18 protein-coding genes are annotated in these 23,548 nt (G+C 73.2%); 15 read left to right on the forward strand and 3 right to left on the reverse strand.

Annotation, left to right across the window (positions count from 1 at the left end):
* The first annotated feature begins 36 nt into the window (after window positions 1–36).
* Window positions 37–1,665, forward strand: coding sequence for a beta-N-acetylhexosaminidase (locus tag Apa02nite_RS20165; protein ID WP_203826346.1), 1,629 nt, complete (start codon window positions 37–39; stop codon window positions 1,663–1,665).
* Window positions 1,666–1,706: 41 nt separating this feature from the next.
* Here the strand turns inward: Apa02nite_RS20165 and Apa02nite_RS20170 are convergent, their stop codons facing one another.
* A complete protein-coding gene (locus tag Apa02nite_RS20170) occupies window positions 1,707–2,627 on the reverse strand; it encodes an aminoglycoside phosphotransferase family protein (protein WP_203826347.1) in 921 nt (306 codons plus the stop codon).
* Between the two features lie 50 nt (window positions 2,628–2,677).
* Here Apa02nite_RS20170 and Apa02nite_RS20175 point away from each other — a divergent pair, with 50 nt between their 5' ends.
* Both Apa02nite_RS20175 and Apa02nite_RS20180 read left to right on the forward strand, forming a co-directional pair.
* The gene (locus tag Apa02nite_RS20175) at window positions 2,678–3,868 is read left to right on the forward strand and encodes an alanine racemase (RefSeq protein WP_203826348.1); all 1,191 of its coding nucleotides are present in this window, start codon (window positions 2,678–2,680) and stop codon (window positions 3,866–3,868) included.
* Window positions 3,869–3,912: 44 nt separating this feature from the next.
* Entirely contained in the window at window positions 3,913–4,464 is a 552-nt protein-coding gene (locus tag Apa02nite_RS20180; protein WP_203826349.1) for a GNAT family N-acetyltransferase, read from the forward strand.
* On the opposite strand, the gene Apa02nite_RS20185 is transcribed toward Apa02nite_RS20180, so the two are convergent.
* A complete protein-coding gene (locus Apa02nite_RS20185; RefSeq protein ID WP_203826350.1) occupies window positions 4,413–4,925 on the reverse strand; it encodes a tetratricopeptide repeat protein in 513 nt (170 codons plus the stop codon). The genes Apa02nite_RS20180 and Apa02nite_RS20185 overlap by 52 nt on opposite strands.
* A 251-nt stretch (window positions 4,926–5,176) precedes the next feature.
* Here Apa02nite_RS20185 and Apa02nite_RS20190 point away from each other — a divergent pair, with 251 nt between their 5' ends.
* The 4 genes from Apa02nite_RS20190 to Apa02nite_RS20205 all read left to right on the forward strand — a co-directional run bounded on the left by Apa02nite_RS20190 (window position 5,177) and on the right by Apa02nite_RS20205 (window position 9,251).
* Entirely contained in the window at window positions 5,177–5,521 is a 345-nt protein-coding gene (locus tag Apa02nite_RS20190; RefSeq protein ID WP_203826351.1) for a hypothetical protein, read from the forward strand.
* 20 nt (window positions 5,522–5,541) lie between these two features.
* On the forward strand, window positions 5,542–6,342 hold the full coding sequence (locus Apa02nite_RS20195; protein WP_203826426.1) for a 2-phosphosulfolactate phosphatase: 801 nt from the start codon (window positions 5,542–5,544) through the stop codon (window positions 6,340–6,342).
* A gap of 526 nt (window positions 6,343–6,868) precedes the next feature.
* A complete protein-coding gene (gene aspS / locus Apa02nite_RS20200) occupies window positions 6,869–8,686 on the forward strand; it encodes an aspartate--tRNA ligase (RefSeq protein ID WP_067704989.1) in 1,818 nt (605 codons plus the stop codon).
* 76 nt (window positions 8,687–8,762) lie between these two features.
* Complete coding sequence (locus Apa02nite_RS20205; RefSeq protein ID WP_239164427.1) at window positions 8,763–9,251, forward strand: GyrI-like domain-containing protein; 489 nt, start codon at window positions 8,763–8,765, stop codon at window positions 9,249–9,251.
* Between the two features lie 327 nt (window positions 9,252–9,578).
* Here Apa02nite_RS20205 and Apa02nite_RS20210 read toward each other — a convergent pair whose 3' ends face one another.
* Window positions 9,579–10,724, reverse strand: a complete 1,146-nt coding sequence (locus tag Apa02nite_RS20210; RefSeq protein WP_203826353.1) for a questin oxidase family protein — start codon at window positions 10,722–10,724, stop codon at window positions 9,579–9,581.
* 124 nt (window positions 10,725–10,848) lie between these two features.
* On the opposite strand from Apa02nite_RS20210, the gene Apa02nite_RS20215 reads away from it, so the two are divergent.
* The 8 genes from Apa02nite_RS20215 (at window position 10,849) to alaS (ending at window position 23,377) form a co-directional block, all read left to right on the forward strand.
* A complete protein-coding gene (locus Apa02nite_RS20215) occupies window positions 10,849–11,508 on the forward strand; it encodes a winged helix-turn-helix domain-containing protein (RefSeq protein ID WP_203826354.1) in 660 nt (219 codons plus the stop codon).
* The gene (locus tag Apa02nite_RS20220; protein WP_239164428.1) at window positions 11,505–12,788 is read left to right on the forward strand and encodes an MFS transporter; all 1,284 of its coding nucleotides are present in this window, start codon (window positions 11,505–11,507) and stop codon (window positions 12,786–12,788) included. The genes Apa02nite_RS20215 and Apa02nite_RS20220 overlap by 4 nt, the downstream gene beginning before the upstream one ends.
* A complete protein-coding gene (locus tag Apa02nite_RS20225; protein WP_203826355.1) occupies window positions 12,788–13,003 on the forward strand; it encodes a hypothetical protein in 216 nt (71 codons plus the stop codon). The genes Apa02nite_RS20220 and Apa02nite_RS20225 overlap by 1 nt, the downstream gene beginning before the upstream one ends.
* A gap of 129 nt (window positions 13,004–13,132) precedes the next feature.
* Window positions 13,133–14,884, forward strand: coding sequence for a replication-associated recombination protein A (locus Apa02nite_RS20230; protein WP_203826356.1), 1,752 nt, complete (start codon window positions 13,133–13,135; stop codon window positions 14,882–14,884).
* Window positions 14,881–19,851 (forward strand): hypothetical protein, encoded by a 4,971-nt coding sequence (locus Apa02nite_RS20235; RefSeq protein WP_203826431.1) that lies wholly within the window; start codon window positions 14,881–14,883, stop codon window positions 19,849–19,851. Before Apa02nite_RS20230 ends, Apa02nite_RS20235 begins: the two co-directional genes overlap by 4 nt.
* Before the next feature lie 79 nt (window positions 19,852–19,930).
* Complete coding sequence (locus tag Apa02nite_RS20240) at window positions 19,931–20,380, forward strand: DUF948 domain-containing protein (protein ID WP_067705015.1); 450 nt, start codon at window positions 19,931–19,933, stop codon at window positions 20,378–20,380.
* 28 nt (window positions 20,381–20,408) lie between these two features.
* On the forward strand, window positions 20,409–20,699 hold the full coding sequence (locus Apa02nite_RS20245; RefSeq protein ID WP_067705018.1) for a hypothetical protein: 291 nt from the start codon (window positions 20,409–20,411) through the stop codon (window positions 20,697–20,699).
* A complete protein-coding gene (gene alaS, locus Apa02nite_RS20250) occupies window positions 20,696–23,377 on the forward strand; it encodes an alanine--tRNA ligase (RefSeq protein ID WP_203826357.1) in 2,682 nt (893 codons plus the stop codon). Before Apa02nite_RS20245 ends, alaS begins: the two co-directional genes overlap by 4 nt.
* The last annotated feature ends 171 nt before the right edge of the window (window positions 23,378–23,548 follow it).

The raw sequence follows: 23,548 nt of genomic DNA on the forward strand, positions 1-23,548 counted from the left end.
CCTCCTGGAAAACGCCCGCCAGGTCAAGGAGGCACGATGAGCGAGCCACTTACGAACCTTATCCCGCTGCCCGCGCGGGTGGTGGCGGGCGGCGACGGCTTCCTTCTCGACCCGGCGACCACGCTGGACGCGGCTCCCGGCCTCACCGAGGTGGCTGCCGTGCTGCGTGGCGTGCTGGGCCCGGCCACCGGGTGCGACTTCCCGCCCGGTCCCGGCGGCATCCGCCTGCGGATCGCCCCGGAGCTTCCGGCGGAGGGCTACCAGCTGGACATCCGCCCCGCCGGCGTGGAGATCCGGGGCGGGTCCGCGGCGGGCGCCTTCTATGCCGTGCAGACCCTGCGGCAGCTGCTGCCACCGGCCACGTTACGCCGCGCCCGGCTCCCCGGCGGCCCGTGGACGCTGCCCGGCGTCCGAGTCGAGGACGCGCCACGATTCGGCTGGCGCGGCGTGATGCTCGACGTCGCGCGGCACTTCATGCCGGTCTCCGACGTGCTGCGCCTGCTCGACCTGATCGCCTTCCACAAGCTCAACGTGCTGCATCTGCATCTCACCGACGACCAGGGCTGGCGGCTCGACGTGCCGGGCCGGCCCCGGCTCACCTCGATCGGCGCCTGGCGGCCGGCCACCATGCTCGGCTCCCGCCAGCACGAGCGTTATGACGAGCGCCCGCACGGCGGCTTCTACTCCGACGACGACCTGCGGGAGATCGTGGCCTATGCGGCTCAGCGCCACATCACCGTCGTCCCCGAGGTCGACATGCCCGGGCACATGCAGGCCGCGGTCGCGGCCTACCCGGCGCTCGGCAACGGGTTCGCCGGCCCGGTCCGGAGTTCCTGGGGCATCTCGCCGCACGTGCTCAACCTGGGGCCGGAGGCGCTCCAGTTCTGTCGCGACGTGCTCGATCACCTCTGTGACCTGTTCCCCGGCGAGCTGATCGGGATCGGCGGCGACGAGTGCCCGTCCACCGAGTGGCAGGACAGCCCGGTCGCGCAGGCCCGGATCCGCGACGAGGGCCTGGCCGGACCGCGCCACCTGCAGGCCTGGTTCACCGCCCGGCTGGCCGAGCACCTGGCCGGCCGCGGCCGCCGGGTCTTCGGGTGGGACGAGATCCTGGCCGGCGGGGCGCCACCCGGAGCGGTGATCGCCGCCTGGCGGGGCGCCGGGCCGGCCGCCCACGCGGCCCGGGCCGGTCACCCGGTGGTGTCCTGCCCGGACACCTCGGTCTATCTGGACTATCGCCAGTCCGACGACCCCGGCGAGCCGACCCCGGTGGGCACCCGCCTCACCCTCGCCGACGTCTACGCGTTCGACCCGGTCCCGCCGGGCCTCACCCCGGCCGAGGCGAGCCTGGTCCTCGGCGGGCAGGCCAATCTCTGGACCGAGCACATGGAGTCCGCGCGGCAGGTCGACTACCAAGCCTTCCCCCGTCTCTGCGGGTTCGCCGAGACGGTCTGGGGCTCGGCCGGGCGCGACTTCGACGCGTTCACCGCGCGACTCCCGGCCCATCTGGCCCGGTTGGATGCACTCGGCGTCAACTACCGGCCGCCGACCGGGCCACGGCCGTGGGATGCCCGGCCGGACGCGCCCGGTCACCCTCGTACGATCGAGGATCGTCTCGCCGAACTGCGCGAGATGACCGCGGATCTGGACCAGGCACCGGCATGATCGCCGCAGGCGGGGACAGCGGGCGCTCGGAGCGGCCCGGCTCAGGCCAGCCGGGGCAGCAGCAGGTGCGCGAGGCGCAACGGGCGCCCGGCGACGGGGCCGTCACCACTGGCGTTCCACACCTCGGAGAGCACCGCCTGCACGAAACCCCAGGCCACCACCCGCTCGACCGGCAGGCCCAGGCCGTCCGCGAGCTGCTCGATCCGGGCCGGCGCCAGTGTCAGCACGGTGTCGTCGTCACCCATCGGATCCGGGTTGTAAAGCATCGCCCCGATCTCGTATCCGGGATCGCCCATCACCCCGTGCGGGTCGATCGCCAGCCACGGCTCGCGGCCGGCGGTGAGCACGTTGTCGTGGTGCAGGTCGCCGTGCAGCACGACCCGCTCGTGCGCGGTCGCGCACAGGGCGGTGAGCAGTTCCGCGGCCCGCTCGACCAGGTGCCGGGGCAGTGGATCGTCCCCGGGGAAACGGCGCAGGTGCTCGTCGAAGGAGGCGCGCCGAGCGGCCAGTTCGGGGAGCGCGACGCCGGGTGGCGCCGGCCGGTGCAGGCGGCGGATCACCCCGATCAGGGCGGCCGTGGCGGCCTCGTCCCGCTCCGGCACCAGCGATCGGGCCGGCACACCGGGGTGGGCCTGCTCCAGCAACAGGGCGCCGCGCGCGGTGTCCCGGGCGAGCACCGAGATCGCGCCGTGCCCGCCGAAGAAGTCCAGCGCGGCGGCCTCCTGCGCGAGGTGCTCCGATTCCGGCACGCCCATCTTCAGCACCGCGGTGGAGCCGTCCGCCCGGCGGACCCGGGTCACCCAGTTCAGGCTCAGCGGATAGGCCCCGTCCAGCCGGAGATCCCACTCCCGCAGCACCTGCCCCGCGGTCTCCGGCAGCCCGGCCAGCCACCGGGTCCCGGCGGCTCCCCAGACCTTCGCCACGTGCTGGGCGAAAGCGTCCGGCACCGCGATCTCCACCATGTGTGCAGTCTGGCAATCGGCGACAAGAGCGGAATTGAGGGAGGCCCGGAATGACGATCGACTGGCGCAGCAAGGGTTTCTGGCTGCCGGAGGCGGCCCGGACCCCCGAGCAGTTCGCGGCCGACCCGCAGAGCATCTTCGCCGGCGGTTTCACCTGGCCGTTGCTGACCGTGCGGCGTGCCGCGGTGGAGGCGAACATCGCCACCATGGCCGCCTACTGCCGGCGGCACGGATTCGACTTCGCCCCACACGCCAAGACGGCCATGGCACCCGGCCTGGTCGAGGCGCAGCTGCGGGCCGGCGCCTGGGGGATGACCGTGGCCACGCCGAACCAGGCCCTGGTGATGCGGCGCCTCGGCGTGGCGCGGGTGCTGATCGCGAACCAGGTGCTCGATCCCACGGCGTTGCGCTGGCTGGCCGCACAGAGCGCCGCGGGCTGGGAGGTGTATTTCCAGGTCGACTCGGTCGCCGGAGTGCGAGCGGCGGCCGAGGCGGGAGGTGCCCGGGTCCTCGTCGAGCTCGGCCACCCCGGTGGCCGGACCGGCGTGCGCACCCTCGACCAGCTGGAGGAGGTGGCCCGGGCCGCGGCCGACGCTTCCGGGGTCGACCTCGCCGGCCTGACCGGGTACGAGGGACAGCTCACCGACCAGGCCGGAGTGGACGCCTATCTCGACCTGCTGGTCGAGGGGTTCGAGCGGCTGTCGCGTGCCGGACTGCTGCCCGATCAGCCGCTCGTCTCGGCCGGTGGCAGCGCCTGGTTCGACCGGGTGACCGACCGGCTCGCCGTGCTGGACTCCCGGGCGCGGCTCCTCCTGCGCAGCGGGGCCTCGGTCACCCACGACGACGGGTTCTACCGCGAGCGGACGCCGTTCACCCGGGTGCCCGAGGAGGGGCCGCTGGCAGCGGCGCTGGAGATCTGGGCGCAGGTGCTGTCGGTTCCGGAGCCCGGGCTGGCGCTGGCCGGGATGGGCAAGCGGGACGCTCCGTTCGACGAGGGGCTGCCGGTGCCGCTGGAGGTGCGGCGCACCGACGGTTCCGCGGCGTCGTCCGAGGGGCTGCGGGTGACCCGGCTCAACGATCACCACACCTATCTCGAGGTGGCCGACGGGTTCGTCGTCGAGCCCGGTGACCTGGTCCGATTCGGCATCTCGCACCCGTGCACCGCCTTCGACAAGTGGCGGGACATCCCGGTGGTGGACGAGGAACGGCGCGTGGTGGACGTGCTGCACACCTACTTCTGACCCGGCGCCGGGTGAGTGTCGTACCCGTGCGGGAAGGTGAAAGCATGGCGGGATTTCGGTTGGTGGAGTGGGACGCGCGAGGGCTGGCCTTCGAACGGCGGGCCAACACTCCGGAGATGCAGACGTTCCTCGGCGGGGTCGAGCCCGACGAGGCGACAGTGGCCCGGCACGAGCGGATAAGCCAGGGCATCCGCGACGGGACCACCAGCATGTTCCTGATCGTGGTCGAGGAGCAGCCCGACCCGGTCGGCTCGGTCGGCTTCTGGGAGAAGGAGTGGCGCGGCGAGCCGGTGTTCGAGCTGGGCTGGAAGGTGCTTCCGGGGTTCCAGGGGCGCGGCCTCGCGGGCGGGGCCGTCGCCGAGGCGCTGTCCCGGGCCGCCGCGACCGGGCGGCGCCGGTGGGGTCACGCCTACCCGCGGATCGACAACACCGGGTCGAACGCGTTGTGCCGCAAGACCGGGTTCGAGCTGCTCGGCGAGGTGGACTTCGAATATCCGAAGGGGAACCCGATCCGCTGCAACGACTGGCGGTTCGACCTGTCAGCTCAGGCCGGGGCGGGTCCGCCCGACTCCGGCTCGAGCAGCAGGCGGGCGTAATTCGCCATGGACCGCTGGTATCGGGGCAGGTGCCGGGCGAGAGCGCCGACTGCGATGGCGACGGCCTCGCGCTCCCGGCCCACGTCGGTCAGCGCCAGGGCGAGGACTGTCGTCACCGCGTCGTCGAGATGGTCGGAACCGGCCTGGAGTTCGGCGGTGAGCAGCGTGACGCTCTCCGGTGAGCGGCCCAGGTTCCGCAGTGAGCTGGCCATCTGGATCACGGCGCGGCGGCGGCGTTCCCCGGTCAGGCCGGCGGCGAGGGCCTCCTGGTAGAGCGGCACCGCGAGGTCCGAACTGCCGGTCGAGTCGAAGGCGGCGGCCCGCTCGAAGGTGCCGTCCGGGTCGCCGGCGGGGAGTTCCGCGGCGAGGTCGGCGATCGCCTGGCGGAAATCGGCGAGCTCGCGCTCGTCGATGGAGGCCCAGACGGCGGCCAGTCGTGCGTCCCACTCCGATGTGCTCATCGGCCGAGCCTCGCACAGCCGCTCATGAACCCGGGGACGCCCCTCTCGGCCGCGGCCGCGTGCGGTGGGCGCGGCATCCACGCACGCCGCACACAGCCTCGGCGGCCGCACACGGCCGCGGCGGCCGCGTGCGGCGGCCCGGCCCGGTTGATCAGGTGGGCGTGCCGGCCGGCGAAGTCGGGGCCCGGGAAAACCGGGGCGACGGGAAATCGGGGCGACGGGAAGGAGTTGATGTTGGAAGACTGCGCGGTATGACGGAGACGCTGACGCTGTGGCGGCCGACCGGGCCGAACGAGCTCGCGCTGGTGGAGGCCTCGGGGTGGCGGCGATGGCCCCCGCGGCTGCCGGACCAGCCGATCTTCTATCCGGTGCTCAACGAGGACTACGCGATCCGGATCGCCCGGGACTGGAACGTGCCGGCGTCCGGGGCGGGCTTCGTGACCCGGTTCGAGGTGGACGCGGCGTTCGCGGCTCGGTATCCGGTACGGCAGGCCGGCGGGGACACGATCCTGGAGCTCTGGGTGCCGGCCGAGGAACTGGACGAGTTCAACGACCACATCGTCGGCGTCATCGAGGTCGTCCGCGAGTTCCGGTGAGGGTGACGGGGGTGGGGCGGGTGTTCGGGCAGGAGCGGTACTCGGCGCGGTTCGAGTGGGGGCCGTCGGGAGCTGACGCGGTGGCGGCCGGGGCGGCGTTCGTGGCGGTGGTGGACGTCCTGTCGTTCACCACGGCGTTGAGCGTCGCGGTGGAGAACGGCGTCGCGGTGATGCCCTACCCGTGGCGGGACGGCACCGAGGTGGCTGCGGCGGCACGGTACGACGCCGAGCTGGCGGTGGGGCGGTCGGCGGCCGGCCCGGACGAGATCAGCCTGTCGCCGGCGGCCATCCGGCGGGTGGCGACCGGGCGCCGGATCGAGCGGCTGGTGCTGCCGTCACCCAACGGCTCGGCCATCTGCGCGCGCCTCTCGGCAGCCGGCAGCGCCCGCCCGGCCGGTGAGGCGGTGACGGTGCTCGGGGTGTGCCTGCGCAACGCGGCGATCGCGGGGGAGTGGGTGCGGGCCCGGCTCGCCGGTCGGCCGGTCGCGGTGGTCGCGGCGGGGGAGCGGTGGCCGGATGGTTCGCTGCGGCCGGCCGTGGAGGATCTGTGGGGTGCGGGAGCGTTCCTGGCCGGGTTCAGCGATCTGTCACCGGAGGCGGAGTCGGCGGTGGCCGCCTATCGGGCCGTGGCGGGTCGTGTGCCGGCCGCTCTCGCCGCGGCGGCTTCGGGCCGTGAGCTGGCCGCTCTGGATCATCCCGGGGCCGCGGCTCGCAGCTTCGCCGAGGATGTCGCGATCGCCGCCGAGGTCGACGCGTCCACAGCTGTCCCGGTCCTGCAGGACGGCTGGTTCCGCCGAGCGGAACCGACCCCGCCAGGTTGATCATCGCTGCCGATCGGATGGTTCCGCCAACCCGATGCCGCGACGCCGCGACTTCGGGACTTCGGGACCCCGCGGCACCGGGACTCCGCGACCTCGCGGCGCCGCGCTGCTTGGGCGTCGCGGCTTGAAGACGCTGCGACTTCGGGACTCCGCGTTCTCGCGGTGCCGTGGTGTTTGGTTGTCGGGTCTTGGGACGCTGCGGCGCTGGATTCTGCGTTCTCGCGGCGCCGTGGTGCTCGGGCGTCGTGACTTAAGGACCACTGCGACGCTGAGGCGTCGGCCGTCAGCGCCACCAAGCGGAGGGCGCGTGCGGCGGCCCGCCACCGACAACCAGCAGCGACAACGGACCACTGACACACCGACCGACCAAAGCCACCCACCGACCACAACAACAACCGCCGGTGCGATCACCGCGCCGCCCCCCGAACCGGGCGGCGACCGCGCCCACTGGCCCGTGACACGCGGCGGCTGGCGCTCCTGACAGAATGTCGGGTGCGCCCCGCGAACTCTGTTAGGAGACGTTTCCGTGATCAGGACCCATGACGCCGGCAGTCTGCGTGCGAGCGACGCCGGCACGACGGTGACGCTCGCCGGGTGGGTGGCCCGCCGGCGCGACCACGGCGGTGTCATCTTCGTCGACCTGCGGGACGGCTCGGGCGTGGTGCAGGTGGTCTTCCGCGAGGAGGACGCGCACGCGCTGCGCAACGAGTTCTGCGTGAAGGTCGTCGGCGAGGTCAACGCCCGCCCGGCCGGCAACGAGAACCCGGATCTCGCCACCGGCGCGATCGAGGTCGTCGCCAGTGAGCTGACCGTGCTCTCCGAGGCGGCCCCGCTGCCGCTGCCGATCGACGACGCGGTCACCGCGTCCGACGACATCCGGCTCAAGTACCGCTACCTCGACCTGCGCCGTTCCGGCCCGTCGAAGGCGCTGCGCCTGCGCAGCCGGGCCAACCAGATCGCCCGCGAGGTGCTGCACGCCCGCGACTTCAACGAGATCGAGACGCCGACCCTGACCCGGTCGACGCCGGAGGGCGCGCGCGACTTCCTGGTCCCGGTCCGCCTGCAGCCCGGCGCCTGGTACGCGCTGCCGCAGTCCCCGCAGCTGTTCAAGCAGCTGCTGATGGTGGCCGGCATGGAGCGGTATTACCAGATCGCCCGCTGCTACCGCGACGAGGACTTCCGCGCCGACCGGCAGCCGGAGTTCACCCAGCTCGACATCGAGATGTCGTTCGTGACGCAGGACGACATCATCGCGCTCGGCGAGGAGATCGTCAGCAAGCTCTGGAGCGAGCTCGCCGACTACCAGGTGCAGCTGCCGATCCCGCGGATCACCTGGACCGACGCGATGAACCGCTACGGTTCCGACAAGCCCGACCTGCGCTACGGGGTCGAGCTGGTCGAGCTGACCGACTACCTGCGTGGCACGGCGTTCCGCGTCTTCGCCGGTGCGATCGACGCCGGCGGTTACGTCGGCGCGGTCGTGATGCCGGGTGGCGCCGCGCAGACCCGCAAGGAGCTGGACGGCTGGCAGGACTGGGCGAAGGCCCGGGGCGCCCGCGGCCTGGCCTACGTGGTCCTCGACGCCGAGACCGGCGAGCCGAAGGGCCCGGTCGCGAAGAACTTGTCGCCCGAGCACCTGTCCGGCCTGGCCGACGCGGTCGGCGCCAAGCCGGGTGACGCGGTCTTCTTCGCCGCGGCCAACGAGCGTCGCGACGCGCAGGAGCTGCTCGGCGCCGCGCGCATCGAGATCGCCAAGCGGGCCAAGCTGATCGACGAGTCGGCCTGGGCGTTCTGCTGGGTGGTCGACGCGCCGATGTTCGAACGGACCTCGAACGAGGATGGGACAGCGGGCGGTTGGACCGCGGTCCACCACCCGTTCACCTCGCCGAACGACGAGTGGCTCGACAACTTCGAGTCCGCTCCGGACAAGGCGCTGGCCTACGCGTACGACATCGTCGTGAACGGCAACGAGATCGGTGGCGGCTCGGTCCGTATCCACCGCGGTGACGTGCAGAGCCGGGTCTTCGACCTGCTCGGCATCACCCCGGACGAGGCGCAGGACAAGTTCGGCTTCCTGCTCGAGGCGTTCAAGTACGGCCCGCCGCCGCACGCCGGCATCGCGCTGGGCTGGGACCGGACCTGCATGCTGCTCGGCGGGTTCGACTCGATCCGCGAGGTCATCTCGTTCCCGAAGAGCCGCGGCGGTTTCGACCCGCTGACCGGCGCGCCCACGCCGATCACCGCGCAGCAGCGTCTGGAGGCGGGCGTCGACGCCAAGCCGAAGGCCGCCGCGGGCACGCCCGGCACCGACGGCCAGGCCGCCCCGGTGGAACGCTCGAACTGATCCGGTCGCGCCGCCCGGCCGGACTCGATTCCGGCCGGGCGTGCGCGGGCGCGCTGTTCCTGTGAGACTGGTCGGCGTGGAGCCGACCATCGTCCAGTGCGCCGAGCAGCTGTATGTCGGCCGCCGCGAATCGATCACCATGACCGAATTCGCCCGCATCGCCGACCACCTGCCCACCATGTTCTCCGGCCTGGCCCAGCGCGGCGTGGCCACCACCGGCGCGCCGTTCTTCCGCTACCGCATGATCGACATGGCGGCGGAGATGGTGGTCGAGGCCGGCATCCCGGTCGCCGGCCCGGTCCCGGTCGACGCGCCCGACTTCCTGGACCGGCTGCCGGCCGGCCGCTACGCCACGGTCAGCCACGTCGGCCACCCCGATCAATTGATGAGCATCACCGCGCGCCTGCTCGACTGGGCCCAGCGCAACGGCCTGACCTGGGACATGACGCCCACCCCCACCGGCGAGTTGTGGAACGCCCGCGTCGAGATGCTGATGACCAACCCCGCCGAGCAGCCCGACATGCACAAATGGGAAACGGTGCTGCTCTTCAAGCTCGCCGACTGACCGATTCCCATCACCGCCCGCCTTTCGCCGCCGGGCCGCGCATCACGATCCACCCCATGTGGTACGACTACGGAGCGCCCGTGCGCAGGCTACGAGCCGAGTCCCGCCCGTGAGGCCGCCGCGACACCGCGCCACCCCGGACCGCGGCCGCGCCACCAGCCCGCGCCACTCACCGCGCAAGGCCGTCACCACCCCGGACCGCAGCGCGCCTCGCGGTGGTTGGCTGGTCGTCAGGGGTGTCTCCGCGACGCGGAGACACCCCTGACAGCCAGCCGAAGGCCTGGAGCGCGGCGGCGACCGTGATCCGGGACCGCCGGGCGCCCGCGTTCAGGAGGCGGGGCCGATCAGGCCGGTGGTGTGCACCGAAGCCGCCAGCAGGGCCGGATCACCGAACACCCGCCAGGCCTCGACGGCAGCATCCGCAAACTTGATCGCATGCGCGTCCCCCGACACCACCGCCCGATCGAACACCTCCGCCGGATCGAGCGCGGCGTCCCGGCCGGAACCGGAACCCCGATCAAGCGCCGGGCCGCCCCCGAGCGCCGACGCGGCCCCGAGCGCTGACGTCGCCCCGAGCGCTGACGCCGGCCCGAGCGTGGAGGACGGCTCGCGCGTGGCGGACGGGTCGGGGGTGGTGGGGGAATAGGCCGCGGTCACTGCCGCTGCGGCTGCCCAGGCGGCGGCCAGGCTCGGGGTGGTCAGGGATGATGGGAGGGCGGGCAGCGTTCGCAGCACGGCGGCTGGTGCGGTCGCGGCGTGCACGAGCATGACCGGGTTGCCGTATCCGTACCGAAGATGGTGCCGGACCGCTGCCGCGACGATCTGTCGCAGGCGGTCCTCGGCCGCACCGCTCCCCGGCACCGCGCCGGCCGACTGTGGCCACGCGGGCAGGTCGGCGAGCTGAGCGAGCCGGTTCCGGATGCCGAACCGCTGATCCGGCACCCGCGGCACGGCGTCCAGCGCGCTCCGCGGGTCGCTCGCCGGATACGCCCCGTGCCCGGCCGGCGCGAGCGGCTGCCACCGCGCGGCCCAGTATGCGAGCCCCTGACCGAGCTCCGCCACCCGCTCCGGCGTCTCCCGGTCGAGCAGCGCCCGCACCGCGTGCCCGACCCTGATCACCCCGTGCGTGGCACCCGCGGCGATACCAGGCAGCAGCCGCGGCCACCAGGTCGCCAGCACCTCCCGCCACGGCCCGGACCGGGTCTCCCGTTCGAAGAAGCCCAGCCAGTCCGCGGTTCGGGTCGGGTCGCCGAGGGGATCCCGCCAGCCCTCGGCGGAGATCGGCGCGATGCCGCGCGGCGCCTCGTCCAGGCGATCCCGGTAGGCGTCGATCCACCGGTGCACATCGTCTGCGTGTCCGTTCCTGATCAACGCCTCGGTCGCCATCGGCGCGTGGTTGGAGAGCCAGCCGTCGTGCTCCGGCCCGGTCCCGTGGAGCCGGACCAGCGCTTCGTCAAGCGTGTCGTTTTCCATGCTCACGAGCCTGCAACCTCAACCCGGCTTGACTTCAAGTCCCGGAAGGCCCAGCTCACGGCACGTCGGCGCCAATGATGCACAATTGCTTTGCATAACTTCTGTGCACAGTTATTGTGGATGCATGGCCGACGAACTCACACAGGTCCACCTCACCGGGGAGCAGATCCGCGCCCTGGCCCACCCGCTGCGGCTCCGGCTGCTCGGCCAGCTGCGGCTGGCCGGCCCGGCCACGGCCACCTCGCTCGCCACCGCCCTGGCCACCAACACCGGCGCGACCAGCTATCACCTGCGTCAGCTCGCCGAGGCCGGTTTGGTCATCGAGGAGCAGCGCGCGGGCAGTGGCCGGCAGCGCTGGTGGCGGGCCGCGCACGACATGTCCAGCTTCCGGCGCAGCTACTACGACGGCGACCCGGAGGCCACCGCGGCCGCCGAGTGGCTGCAGAGGCAACAGGTCAGCCGCTTCGCCGAGCTGGCGGAGAACTGGCGTCGTGCGTTGCCCGGCGAGACACCGGCCTGGCAGGACACCGCCGAGATCTCCGACTACATGCTCGAGCTGGGCTCGGCGCAGACCCAGGCGATGATGCGCGACATCGAGGAGGTCATCGAGCGCTATCGCAAGTTCGGCCTGGACGAGCCCGCGCCGGACACGCGCTCGGTCGCCCTCTACACGTCCGCCCTGCCCCGCATCGAAGGCGTGATGGAAGGCGGAAAGAGCGGCACGGAAGGCGGAGAAGGCGGGTCCGGGGAAGACGACGCGACCGGGGACGAGGCTGACCGATGATGGCGCTCTCCGTGCGGCAGGTCCGGTTCCGCTTCCTGCTCCTCGTCACGCTGCGCTGGTTCCCGGTCGGCTTGACCATCCCGATGCTCGTGCTGCTCCCGCTCGAGCGCGGCCTCACCATCGCCCAGGCCGGCACGGTCGCCGCGGTGCAGGGTTTCACCGTGCTGGTCCTCGAGCTGCCCACCGGCGGGTTCGCCGACGCGTTCGGCCGGCGCCCGCTGCTGCTGATCGCCGGGGTGGTCAACGTGGCCGCGCTGGCCGTGATGAGCGTCGCCGACACGTTCGCGCTCTTCGCCCTGGCCTGGCTGCTGCAGGGGGTGTTCCGGGCGCTGGACAGCGGCCCGCTGGACTCCTGGTTCGTCGACGAGTCACTGGCCGCGGACGAGCACGCCGACATCGAGACCGGGCTGAGCCACGGCTCGGTCGCGCTCAGCCTCGGCATCGCGGGCGGGGCCCTGGTCAGCGGGGGACTGGTCTGGCTCGGGCCGGTCGGCCGGGTGAGCGCGCTGACCGTACCCATGCTTGTTGCTCTTGGTTTGAGCCTGGTGAGCACGCTGGCGGTGGCGCTGCTGATGCATGAGGCCCGCCCGGCTCGCGGATGGGCGGCCGTGGCCGCCTCGCTCCGCGGCGTGCCGGTCGCGATCGGCTCCGCGCTGGGCCTGGCCCGCCGGTCCCGGGTGGTGTTCGCGTTGATCATGGTGGAGCTGCTGTGGAGCTTCGGCATGGTCACCTTCGAGAAGCTGATGCCGATCCGGCTCAGCGAGGTGCTGGCCGACAAAGACGGTGCGGCGGCGCTGATGGGCCCGGTCAGCTCGGTGGGATGGGCGGCCTCGGCGGCCGGCGCCGCGCTGGTGCCGCTGCTCATCCGGCGGGTCGGCGCGCCCTGGGCCGGTTTCACCCTGCGGATCGTGCAGGGTCTGACGATCGTCGCGATGGGTCTGCTGGCCGGCCCGGCCGGGGTGATCACCGGGTTCCTGCTGACCTACGCGGCGCACGGCGCGGCCAACCCGGTGCACGCCGGGCTGCTGCACCGGCAGGCCGAGGGGGAGTACCGCACCAGCCTGCTCTCGCTCAACTCGATGGTCGGCCAGCCGGGCTTCGCGATCGGGGCGATCGTGCTGACCGCGTTCGCGCAGAGTGCCGGCGTCAGCGCGGCCATGGTGGCGGGCGCCGTGGTGCTCGCCGTGGCCGCTCCGCTCTATCTGGTGAAACCCAAGTTTCGGGAACCCATTGATGCGGGTACCCCTTCAGCATCGGCTCTCACCCCCGGAGGAACCTGATGCTTGCGATCGCCGCAGCTGTCGTTTTCGGTATCTACCTGCTCGCTGACCTGTTCGACACGAACTTCGGCGCGCCCGACCTGTTCAACTTCTCCACGATGGCGTCGCTCGGCCTGCTGCTGCTCTCGCTCTACCTGGCCGGCGTGGGTCGTGGCCCGTCCACCGGCACCGGCAGTGGCCGTCGGTTCGCCGGCCGTCGCCCCGGCCGCGGCTGATCCACACCGCTCCTCCGCGGGCCCGCGCGTGCACGCACAGTAGTGCCGCACTCGCGGGCCGGGAGCGTGTCCACACGTGGTGACGTGGCATTTCGGATCGGCCCCGACGGGCCGGTACTGTCGGTTGTGATGGACACCGACGGGCTCTTCTCTCTCGCGCAACCGGGCTTCGGGCCAGCCGCCCCGAGCGGTCCGGCGGGTGTCGAGACCGCCGGATTCGGTGCGGCCGCGGCCGACGCCCCGCTCCCGGTCCGGATGCGCCCGGCGAGCCTGGACGAGCTGGTCGGGCAGCAGCATCTGCTCGCCCCCGGCGCCCCGTTGCGGCAGTTGGTGACGGGTTCCAGCCCGATGTCGGTGATCCTCTGGGGTCCGCCCGGCACCGGCAAGACCACCATCGCGCACCTGGTCGCGCACGCCACCGACCGCAAGTTCGTGGCGATGTCCGCGCTGACCGCCGGCGTGAAGGACGTCCGCGCCGTGATCGAGACGGCCCGCCGTGCCCGCCGCTCCGGCGGACCACCCACCGTGCTGTTCATCGACGAGGTGCACCGCTTCAGCAAGACCCAGCAGGACTCGCTGCTCGCCGCGGTCGAGGACCGCACCGTCACGCTGCTCGCCGCGACGACCGAGAACCCGTATTTCTCGGTGATCTCCCCGCTGCTCTCCCGCTGCGTGCTGCTGACCCTGCAGGCCCTGCAGGAGGAGGACGTGCGCGGCCTGATCCGCCGGGCCGTCGCCGATCACCGCGGGCTGGGCGGCGCGGTGTCGCTGTCGCCCGAGGCGGAGACCCATCTGGTACGGCTGTCAGCCGGCGACGTGCGCAAGGCGCTGACCGCACTCGAAGCCGCCGCGGGGTCCGCGACCGCCCAGGGCGCGAAGGTGATCGACCTGGCCACCGCCGAGCGCGCGGTCGACGTGGCGGCGGTCCGCTACGACCGGGACGGCGACGCGCACTACGACGTGACGAGCGCGTTCATCAAGAGCATGCGGGGCAGCGACCCGGACGCCGCACTGCACTACCTGGCCCGGATGCTGGTGGCCGGCGAGGACCCGCGGTTCATCGCCCGGCGCATCGTGATCTTCTCGAGCGAGGACGTCGGGATGGCCGACCCGCAGGCGCTGCTGGTGGCGACCGCGGCGGCCCAGGCGGTGCAGCTCATCGGCATGCCCGAGGCCCAGCTCAACCTGGCCCAGGCGGTCGTGCACATGGCCACCGCCCCCAAGTCGAACAGCGTCACCACGGCGATCGGCGCCGCGATCGCCGACGTCCGGGCCGGTCGGGGCGGTGCTGTCCCCTCGCCGCTGCGCGACGCGCACTACTCGGGCTCACGTGGCCTTGGTCACGGTCTGGGCTATCGGTACCCGCATGACGACCCGAGAGGCGTTGTACGTCAGCAGTACGTTCCCGACGATCTCGTGGGCACCGACTACTATCGGCCGTCCGAACACGGGGCCGAGCGTGCCGTGGGCGAGCGGGTGCCGCGCCTGCGCCGGATCGTCCGGGGCCTCGGCGCCCGGCCCGGCGAGTCGCGGCCGGTCGCCGCTTCGGCGAGCGGTGCGAACCGCGCGGCGGGTGGTGCGGCGGCCTCCGATGCGTCACAGTCGTCGGCGGACTTGGAACAGACGGGCACCACCGGCTCCGGACCGCAGGGTTCGGGGCCCGTCGAGCCGGCGGCATCCGGCGAGGCGGGGACACCGGCCGGTGAGCCGGGCAGTGCGGTGGAGACGGCGGATGAGGGCGGCCCGGACACGGTCGCGGACCATCCGGTAACGGTGACGGGATCGGGTACGGCGGCGGCCGGACCGGATGCCGAGGACGACGTGATGCGGTCAGAGCGGTCAGACAAGAGCGGCGTCGCAGCCGGGAAGGAACAGCCGTGACAGCGCGCGGTGCCGATCGGCCCGACGACGACCCCGGTCAGAGCGGCGGCAAGAAGGGCCGCCGTTTCGGGCGCGGCCGTGCCGAGCAGCCGGCCGAACCGGTCGAGGTCCCGCGCGAGGAGACCGGCTGGCTCGACGACCTGCGGACGGCGAAGCAGTCGGCTGTCGCGATCGGGCCCGGTACGGCGCCCGGCGAGGGCCGGACCAGCAAGTCCGGCCGTCGTGCGCCCACCGCCGAGGACCGTCCGGACGACGACGGCCCGGTCTTCGGCGGCGGTGAGCCCGCCGGTGACGGCCCGGCCGCCCGGCCCGCCGGTGCGCCCGCGCCCGGCTGGCAGGGTCCCTCGGGTGAGTTCTCCCCGGGACGCCCCGGCGCGCAGCAGCCCGGACCGGCCGCGGCCGGTCCCGGGCAGGCGCCGCCGGTCCGGCGGCCCGGTCAGGGTCCGCAGGGCGCTGCGCAGGTGCCCGGTCAGATGCCGCCCGGCCAAGGTCCCGGCCCCAATATGTCCGGTCCGGGCCAGCGGTCCGGCCCGATCGCTCCCGGTCAGATGCCGCCCGGTGCGGTTCCGCCCGGCCAGCGAGGCGGGCCGCCTCCCGGCGTTCAGCCCGCCGGTCAGCGGGGCGGGCCGCCTCCCGGCGTTCAGCCCACCGGTCAGATGCCGCCCGGTCAGCGTGGCGGGCCGCCTCCCGGCGCTCCGCCGGTCGGACAGCCTGGTGGTCAGATGCCGCGTGGCGTCCCGGCCGGTCCGCGCGACGGTCAGGCGCCAGGTCAGATGCCGCGCGACGGTCAGCAGCAGCCCGGCCAGATGCCGCGTGGTGGTCAGCCGCCCGCCGGTCAGATGCCGCGTGGCATGGCGACCGGCCAGGTTCCGCCGGGTGCCGCACCGGGCCGGGCGGTTCCGCCCGGTCAGCGTGGTGGCGCCGGCGGTCAGCTGGCCCCCAACCCGGTCTCGCCCGGTCAGGTGGGCGCGGGACCGGCCCGGCGTGGTGGGCCCGGCGCGCCGGTCTCCCCGCCCGGTCGTCCCGGCATGCCGCCCGAGCCGGGCAGCGGCCGCCGTCAGATCGACTCCGCCGCGCCGGGCTATCCGGAGCAGGGCGTTCCGCGGTCCGGCAACCCGCCGGAGATCCCCGGCGGGCGTGCCGTCGGCCCGGACCCACGAGGCATGACGTCGGGCGTGCGCCCGGTCTCGCCGGGTGTCCGCCCGACCTCACCGGCCGGTCCGGCCCGGGACAGGTTCCGCACCGAGGGCGGTCCGGCGCGCGCCGACGCGCAGCAGTCCGGTCCGATCCCGCCGGCGGTCTACCAGACCGGCCCGATCCCGAACGGTGGCGCGGGCTTCGCCGCGGAGACCGTGCCGCCGATCGTCTACCAGGCCGACCCGGTGTCGCCGGCCGTCTACCAGACCGGACCCGTGCCGACCGCCGACGAGCGTGGCGGCCGCGGCCGCGGCCGCCGGTCGCGCGCCGACGGCGTCGAGCCGGTCGACGGCTCACACTCCGCGCCGGACGGCGGCCGCGGGCCTCGTCCGGTCTCCGGTGTGCCGACACATGCCGCGCCGGACGGTGGCCGGGGGCCGCGTCCGGTCTCCGGTGTGCCCACACATGCCGCGCCGGACGGCGCCTACGGCGGTCGCGGGCCGCGCCCGGTCTCCGGTGCGCCCACGCACGCCGCGGCTGACGACGGCTACGGCTCGCACGCGACCGGCCCGGACGCGATGCGCGGCGGGTCGGCGCGACCGACGTCCGGAGCGCACGCGCAGCCGGAGGACCGGTTCGGACTGAGCACCGGAGCGCTGGACGGCTCGGCCGGTCGCCGCGCCGGGCACGCGGCCGCTCCGGATCCGCGCGAGCAGGGTCCGGGACGGCACGAGGCGCCGGACGGCGCCCCGGGTGGCGCCACCGGCCGTGGTGCCGGTCAGCGTGCCGCGGGTGGTCCCGGCAACGGTCAGCGTGGTCCTGGCGGCATGCCCGGTGGTCCGGGTGACGGAACCGGCGCCGGGCAGCGCGGCCCGGGCAACGGTCCCGGCGGCCGGGACGGTGGGCCGAGTGTTCCCGGACCGCGCCGGGTCGGACCCGGTGACGGGCGGCCGGTCCGGGCTTCCGCGGCCGTGGTGCCGCCGGTCGTGCCGGGCCGTCAGGGTGTGCGTGCTCCGGCGATGCCCGGCCGGGCCGGTGCGATGGCGGACAGCCCCTCGGGTGTCATCCAGCGCCCGCCTCCGCGGGGTGGCACCGGTCAGCTCGCGCCGGACGAGGACGGTTTCACCACCGATCGGCGTTCGCAGGACGGTGGCCAGACCGGTGGTGTGACGCCGCCCGGCCAGGGGACTCGTGGCCCCGGTGGCGGTGTCTCGGTGCCCGGTCAGGCCGGTCCGGGACGACGGGGGCGCGGCGAGGAGCAGGGCGTCCGGATCGCGGCCGACTCGCCGTTTGCCGACCTGGTCGGCGCGCAGCTCGAGCCGGGCGCCGGCGAGCAAACCGCCGGTGAGCCGGGTCGTCCCGGTGAACCCGGTCGTGGCGGACGCCGCGCCGACGGTGGCCCGGCCCGTGCCGCGGGCGGCCGCCGCGCGCCTGTTCCGGAGCAGAGCCAGGCCTTCCCGGCCGGTATGGGCCACCCCGACCAGAGCCAGGGCTTCCGTGCGGGCACGGGTGGTCCCGACCAGAGCCAGGGTTTCCGTGCGGGTGCGGGCGGTCCCGATCAGAGCCAGGGTTTCCGGGCAGGTGCGGGGAACCCCGAGCAGAGCCAGGGTTTCCGCGCGGGTATGGGCAGTCCGGATCAGAGCCAGGGTTTCCCGGCCGGTATGGGCAGTCCTGACCAGAGCCAGGGTTTCCCGGCCGGTATGGGCGGCCCGGATCAGAGCCAGGGTTTCCCGGCGGGGACCGGTGGGCCGGACGCCAGCCAGGGCTTCCCGGCCGGTATGGGCGGACCGGAGCCGACCTCGCGGGGTCGCCGGCGTCGCGCCGCTCCGGACCAGGACCGTGGACCGGCCGATCAGGGCCGTGGCCCGGCCGGTCCGGAGCAGAGCCAGGGTTTCCCGGCCGGTGAGCAGGGGCCGCGAGGCCGCCGCCCGGCCGGTCCCGATCAGAGTCAGGGCTTCGCGGCCGGAACCGGCCAGCCGGAGCACGGCATGCCCAGCGGCCCGGTCTCGCCGGCCCCTGGCCAGCGTGCCGGCGGGCCCAGGCCCCGTGGCGCCGGACCGGCTCGCGGTGGCGCGTCGGTACCCGGTTCGGCCGGTTCGGCCCGCGTGCCGGGCACCGGTTCTGCCAGCGTGCCCGGAAACGGTCCGAGCGGTCCCGGTGGCCCGGGCGGCCCCGGACGTCCCGGCGGGCCGGGTGGTCCGAACGGCCCCGGCGGCCCGAATGGTCCCGGTGGTCCGAACGGGCCCGGTGGCCCGGGTGGCCCCGGACGCGGAGCGGCATCGGTAGCGGTGCCCGGAAACGGCCCCAACGGGCCCAACGGCCCCAACGGACAGGGCGGCCTGAACGGGCAGGGCGGCCCGGATGCTGACGGCCCGAGCGGTTTGCGCGGCGCCGGTGGTCGTGGTCCGGGCAACCGGCCCGAGCCGGGCGGCCCGAGTGGCCTGCCCCGCGGCGCCGGTTCCGCCAGCGTGCCCGGGAACTCCCTTGAGCTGAGCGGCCCGCCCCGTGGCGCGGCCGGTGTCACCGGGAGCGGCCCGGAAGCCGGCGGCCCGAGCGGCCTGCCGCGCGGCGCCGCCTCGGTAGCCGTGCCCGGCAACGGGCCCGGCGGTCCGGGACGTGGCGCTGCCGCGGTGCCCGGCAACGGCCCCGGTGGCCCGGGGCGTGGTGCTGCCGCGGTGCCCGGCAACGGCCCGGGACGCGGCACGGCCGGCATCCCCGGCAACGGCACCAGGGCACCCGGCAACGGCAACGGCCCCGGAGGACCCGGCGGCCCCGGCAACGGCGGCCCGGGCACCGGGCCGGGCGGACCCGGCACCGGGCAGGGTGGCCAGGCGCGGGGCACGGGAGCAGCCCAGGTGTCCGGAAACGCCGGTTCCGCGGCTGTCGGCGGGCGTGGCACGGGCTCGGCCTCGGTGCCGGGCACCGCATCCGCGCCGGGCACCGGCTCCGGGGACGGTCCGGGTGCCGGTGGGGCCAAGGGCAGCGCCGCGGCGGGATCCGCGGTCGTCCCGGTCGGTGCCGGGACCGGTAACGGCACGGGCACCGTCGTGGTGGCACGGGCCGGCGCGGCTTCCTCCGTACCATCGGGGTCTGTGCCCGGTGCGAAGAAGACCGGGAGTGGATCGCGGGCCGAGGGCGATGGCGCAGCCGAGCCGGAAGGTGGTCTGGCCGCCGAGTTGCGGCAGAAGCTGCGCACCCAGCGGCGGCTGCGAGTGATCACGCTGTCCACGCTGGCGACAGTGGTGTTGCTCCTGCTGCCGGCGTTCTTCGGGCTGCGGGCGATGAGCAGCGACCCGGTCTTCACGTCGCTGAACGCGCTGAACGTGCCGTCCTGGGCGGATCAGAAGCCGGACGACAAGGCCAGCAACAGCCGCTGGTGCTTCCTGGAGTGCCGGTTCTGGGAACGGACCGCCGAGTCGGGCGAGTCGTTCAAGGAGACCTCGCAGACCTACGTGACCGCGCTCAAGGAGGCCGGCTGGGCACCGTGGAACGTCGACGGCTGCCCGGAGAACAAGATCGACGCGGAGAACGGGATCTACACCTGCTGGACGCGGGACGAGTTCACTCTGGACCTGTTCGTCAGCCTGCCCGGTTGTGCGGTGGACCAGGTGGCGCAGGAAGCCGTGCCGCAAGCCGGCACACCGGAGGCCGAAGCCGGCGAGAGCGGCGCGAGGACGTGCGAGGGCTCGACGGTCAGCATCAAGGTGCGCACCGCGATCGCCGACGAACGCGGCAAGACCGACAAGAACCCGGGACCGGTCGGTGTGACGCCGGATCCGACGCTGGACCCGGACGAAATCCTCTTGGAGCCGACACCAGAGGCGTCGTGACGCGCGTAGTGGTCACGGACGGTAGGGTCTGCACGTTGTCCCAGCCGTACCGTGACCACCCGTAGAGGAGACGCGCAACATGAACGCCGGAGAAATCGCTGGTCTGATCGCGGCGGGCGCCTTCCTGATGCTCGTTCTGGTGCTCGCCGTGCCGATCCTGAAGCTGGGCCGCACCGTCGACGCCGCCACGCGCGCGATCAACGAGGTGACCGACCGCACCGGACCGTTGCTCGGCAACGTGAACACCACGGTGGAGAACGTGAACACCGCGCTCGGTCAGGTTCAGGTCTCTTTGGACGGCGTGAACCTGCAGCTGGCCAAGGTCGACACGATGACCGAGCACGCGCAGAACGTCACCGCGAACGTCGCGAACCTGGTCACCGTGGTCTCCGCCGCGGCCGCGAACCCGCTGGTCAAGGTGGCCTCGTTCGGGTACGGCCTGCGCAAGGCCGCCGCCGCGCGCCGCAGTGCCGAGGAGGACCGTGAGGTCCGCACCACGATCAAGCAGCGCCGCAAGGCCGGTCGCTGAGCATCCTGGGGAAGAGGGAATCGCCGTCATGAAACGCCTGCTCTGGCTCGGTGTCGGCCTGGCCGTCGGCGCCATCGTGGTCCGCAAGCTGACCCGTAAGGCCGAGGAGTTCACCCCGACCGGTATCGCCACCTCGCTCTCGCAATCCGCTGGCGGGCTGGTCGAGTCGATGCGTAGCTTCGTGGAGGACGTCCGCGACGGCATGGCCGAGCGGGAACAGCAGATCCACGAGGCATTCGCCGCCGGGGAGCTGTACGAGGACAAATTCGCCGAGCTGCGCGAGGACACGCAGCCCGGTTCGCAGGAGGAGAATCGATGAAGACCGCGGAGATCAAGCGGCGCTATCTGGCGCATTTCGAGGCGAACGGGCACACGGTGGTCCCGAGTGCCCCGCTGCCGGCCATCGAGGACCCGAACCTGCTGTTCATCAACGCCGGCATGGTGCAGTTCGTGCCGTATTTCCTGGGTCAGCAGACGCCGGCGTTCTCGCGGGCGGTCAGCGTGCAGAAGTGTCTGCGCACGCCGGACATCGACGAGGTCGGCAAGACCAGCCGGCACGGCACGTTCTTCCAGATGAACGGCAACTTCTCGTTCGGCGACTACTTCAAGGAAGGCGCGATCAACCTCGCCTGGGAGCTGTCGACGAAGTCGGTGGCCGACGGAGGTTTCGGGCTGGACCCGTCGCGGATCTGGCCGACCGTCTACCTGGACGACGACGAGGCGTTCGAGCTGTGGCGCCGGATCGGTGTGCCGGTCGAGCACATCGTGCGCCGGGGCAAGAAGGACAACTACTGGTCGATGGGCATCCCGGGGCCGGCCGGCCCGTGCTCGGAGCTGTTCTACGACCGTGGCCCGGAGTACGGCAAGGACGGCGGCCCCGAGGCCGACGAGGACCGGTTCATGGAGTACTGGAACCTGGTCTTCATGCAGTACGAGATCACGAACGTGACCTCGAAGGAAGACTTCACGATCGTCGGGCCGCTGCCGAAGCAGAACATCGACACCGGCATGGGCCTGGAGCGCATCGCGTCGATCCTGCAGGGTGTCGACAACCTGTACGAGATCGACGAGGTCCGTCCGATCCTGGCCCGCGCGGCCGAGATGACCGGCAAGAAGTACGGCGTGCACTCCGGGCACGTCGCGGGTGAGTCGCACCCCGACGACGTACGCCTGCGGGTGATCGCCGACCACGTGCGGACCGCGCTGATGCTGATCGGTGACGGCGTGGTCCCGGCGAACGACGGCCGGGGTTACGTGCTGCGCCGGATCATGCGCCGGGCGATCCGGGCGATGCGCCTGCTGGGCTGGCAGGAGGCCGCGCTGCCGGAGCTGCTGCCGATCGCGCGCGACTGCATGGCGCCGTCGTACCCGGAGCTGGCCAAGGAGTTCGGCCGGATCTCCACGTACGCGTACGCGGAGGAGGACGCGTTCCTCGCCACGCTGCGCTCGGGCACCACGATCCTGGACACCGCGATCACCGAGACCAAGTCGTCCGGTGGCCGGCAGCTGTCCGGTTCGCAGGCGTTCAAGCTGCACGACACGTACGGCTTCCCGATCGACCTGACCCTGGAGATCGCGCAGGAGCAGGGCCTCGAGGTCGACCAGGCTGGTTTCCGCCGGCTGATGGCCGACCAGAAGAACGCGGCGAAGGCGGACGCGAAGGCGCGCAAGACCGGCCACGCGGACCTGTCGGCGTACCGGTCGGCGCTGGACGCCGGCGGCGCCGTCGAGTTCACCGGCTATCAGGAGGTCACCCGGGAGTCCCGGGTCCGTGCGCTGATCGGGGAGAAGGGCCGGATCGAGGTGGCCGGCGAGGGCGACTTCGTCGAGCTGGTCCTGGACACCACCCCGTTCTACGCGGAGGGCGGCGGCCAGCAGGCCGACACCGGCCTGATCAACGTGGGTGACGGCCGCGTCGAGGTGGTCGACGTGCAGCAGCCGATCCCCGGCCTGATCGTGCACAAGGTGCGGGTGGTCCGCGGCGAGGTGCGCGCCGGTGAGTCCGCGCTGGCCGAGATCGACGTGACCCGCCGCAAGGCGATCTCCCGGTCGCACACCGCGACCCACCTGGTCCACCAGACCATGCGCAACTTCCTCGGCGAGTCGGCGACCCAGGCGGGTTCGCTGAACGCGCCGGGACGGCTGCGGTTCGACTTCCACACCCCGGGCGCGGTCTCGCCGGCGGTGCTGCACGACGTCGAGCAGCAGATCAACGAGGTGCTGCTGCGCGACCTCGAGGTCAACGCGTTCATCACCTCGCAGGAGGAGGCGCGCCGGCTCGGCGCGATGGCGCTCTTCGGCGAGAAGTACGGCGACGAGGTCCGGGTCGTCGAGGTCGGCGACTACGCCCGCGAGCTGTGCGGTGGCACCCACGTGGCCCGTTCCGGTCAGCTCGGCCTCGTGAAGATCCTGGCCGAGGCGTCGATCGGCTCCGGCGTGCGCCGGGTCGAGGCGCTGGTCGGCATCGACGCGTTCAGCTTCCTGGCCAAGGAGCACCTGCTGGTGTCCCGCCTGGCCGACATGTTCCGGGTGCCCGGCGACCAGGTCGCCGACCGGGTCGAGCAGACCGTCTCGGCGCTGCGCGACGCGGAGAAGGAGCTGGAGAAGCTCAAGGCGCAGATGGTGATGGGTGGCGCGAGCGCGCTCGCCGACGGCGCCAAGGATCTGCGCGGCGTGGCCTACGTGGGGACCGAGGCGCCGGAGGGCGCGGCGGTCAACGACGTGCGCACGCTGGCCCAGGAGATCCGGGGCCGGATCGACCAGGCGCGTCCCGCGGTGGTCGCGGTGACCTCCCGGGCCAACGGCAAGGCGTCGCTGATCGTGGCGGTGAACGCGGCCGCGAAGAGCCGGGGGCTGTCCGCGCAGGATCTGGTCAAGGGTGCGCTCTCCGGCCGGGGTGGCGGCAACGCCGATCTGGCGCAGGGCGGCGGCGTTCCGGCGGCCGAGGCCGCGAACCTGCTGGCGTCGATCGAGAAGTCGCTCGCCGAGGCGAACTGACGGTAATGGTGATGGCCGCTCCGGGTATCCGGAGCGGCCGGATTGGTAACGGATCCGTCGCCCACCGCGACGGATCCTTTTGTTTTCCTTGGGTACGCCTAGCTCGTGCACAGGGGGGCGTCGTTTTGGCGGGCGAAGCGGTTAAGCTTTGCGCGCGATCGAGATCCGGTA

The sequence above is a fragment of the Actinoplanes palleronii genome (assembly GCF_016862315.1).
GTDB lineage: Bacteria > Actinomycetota > Actinomycetes > Mycobacteriales > Micromonosporaceae > Actinoplanes > Actinoplanes palleronii.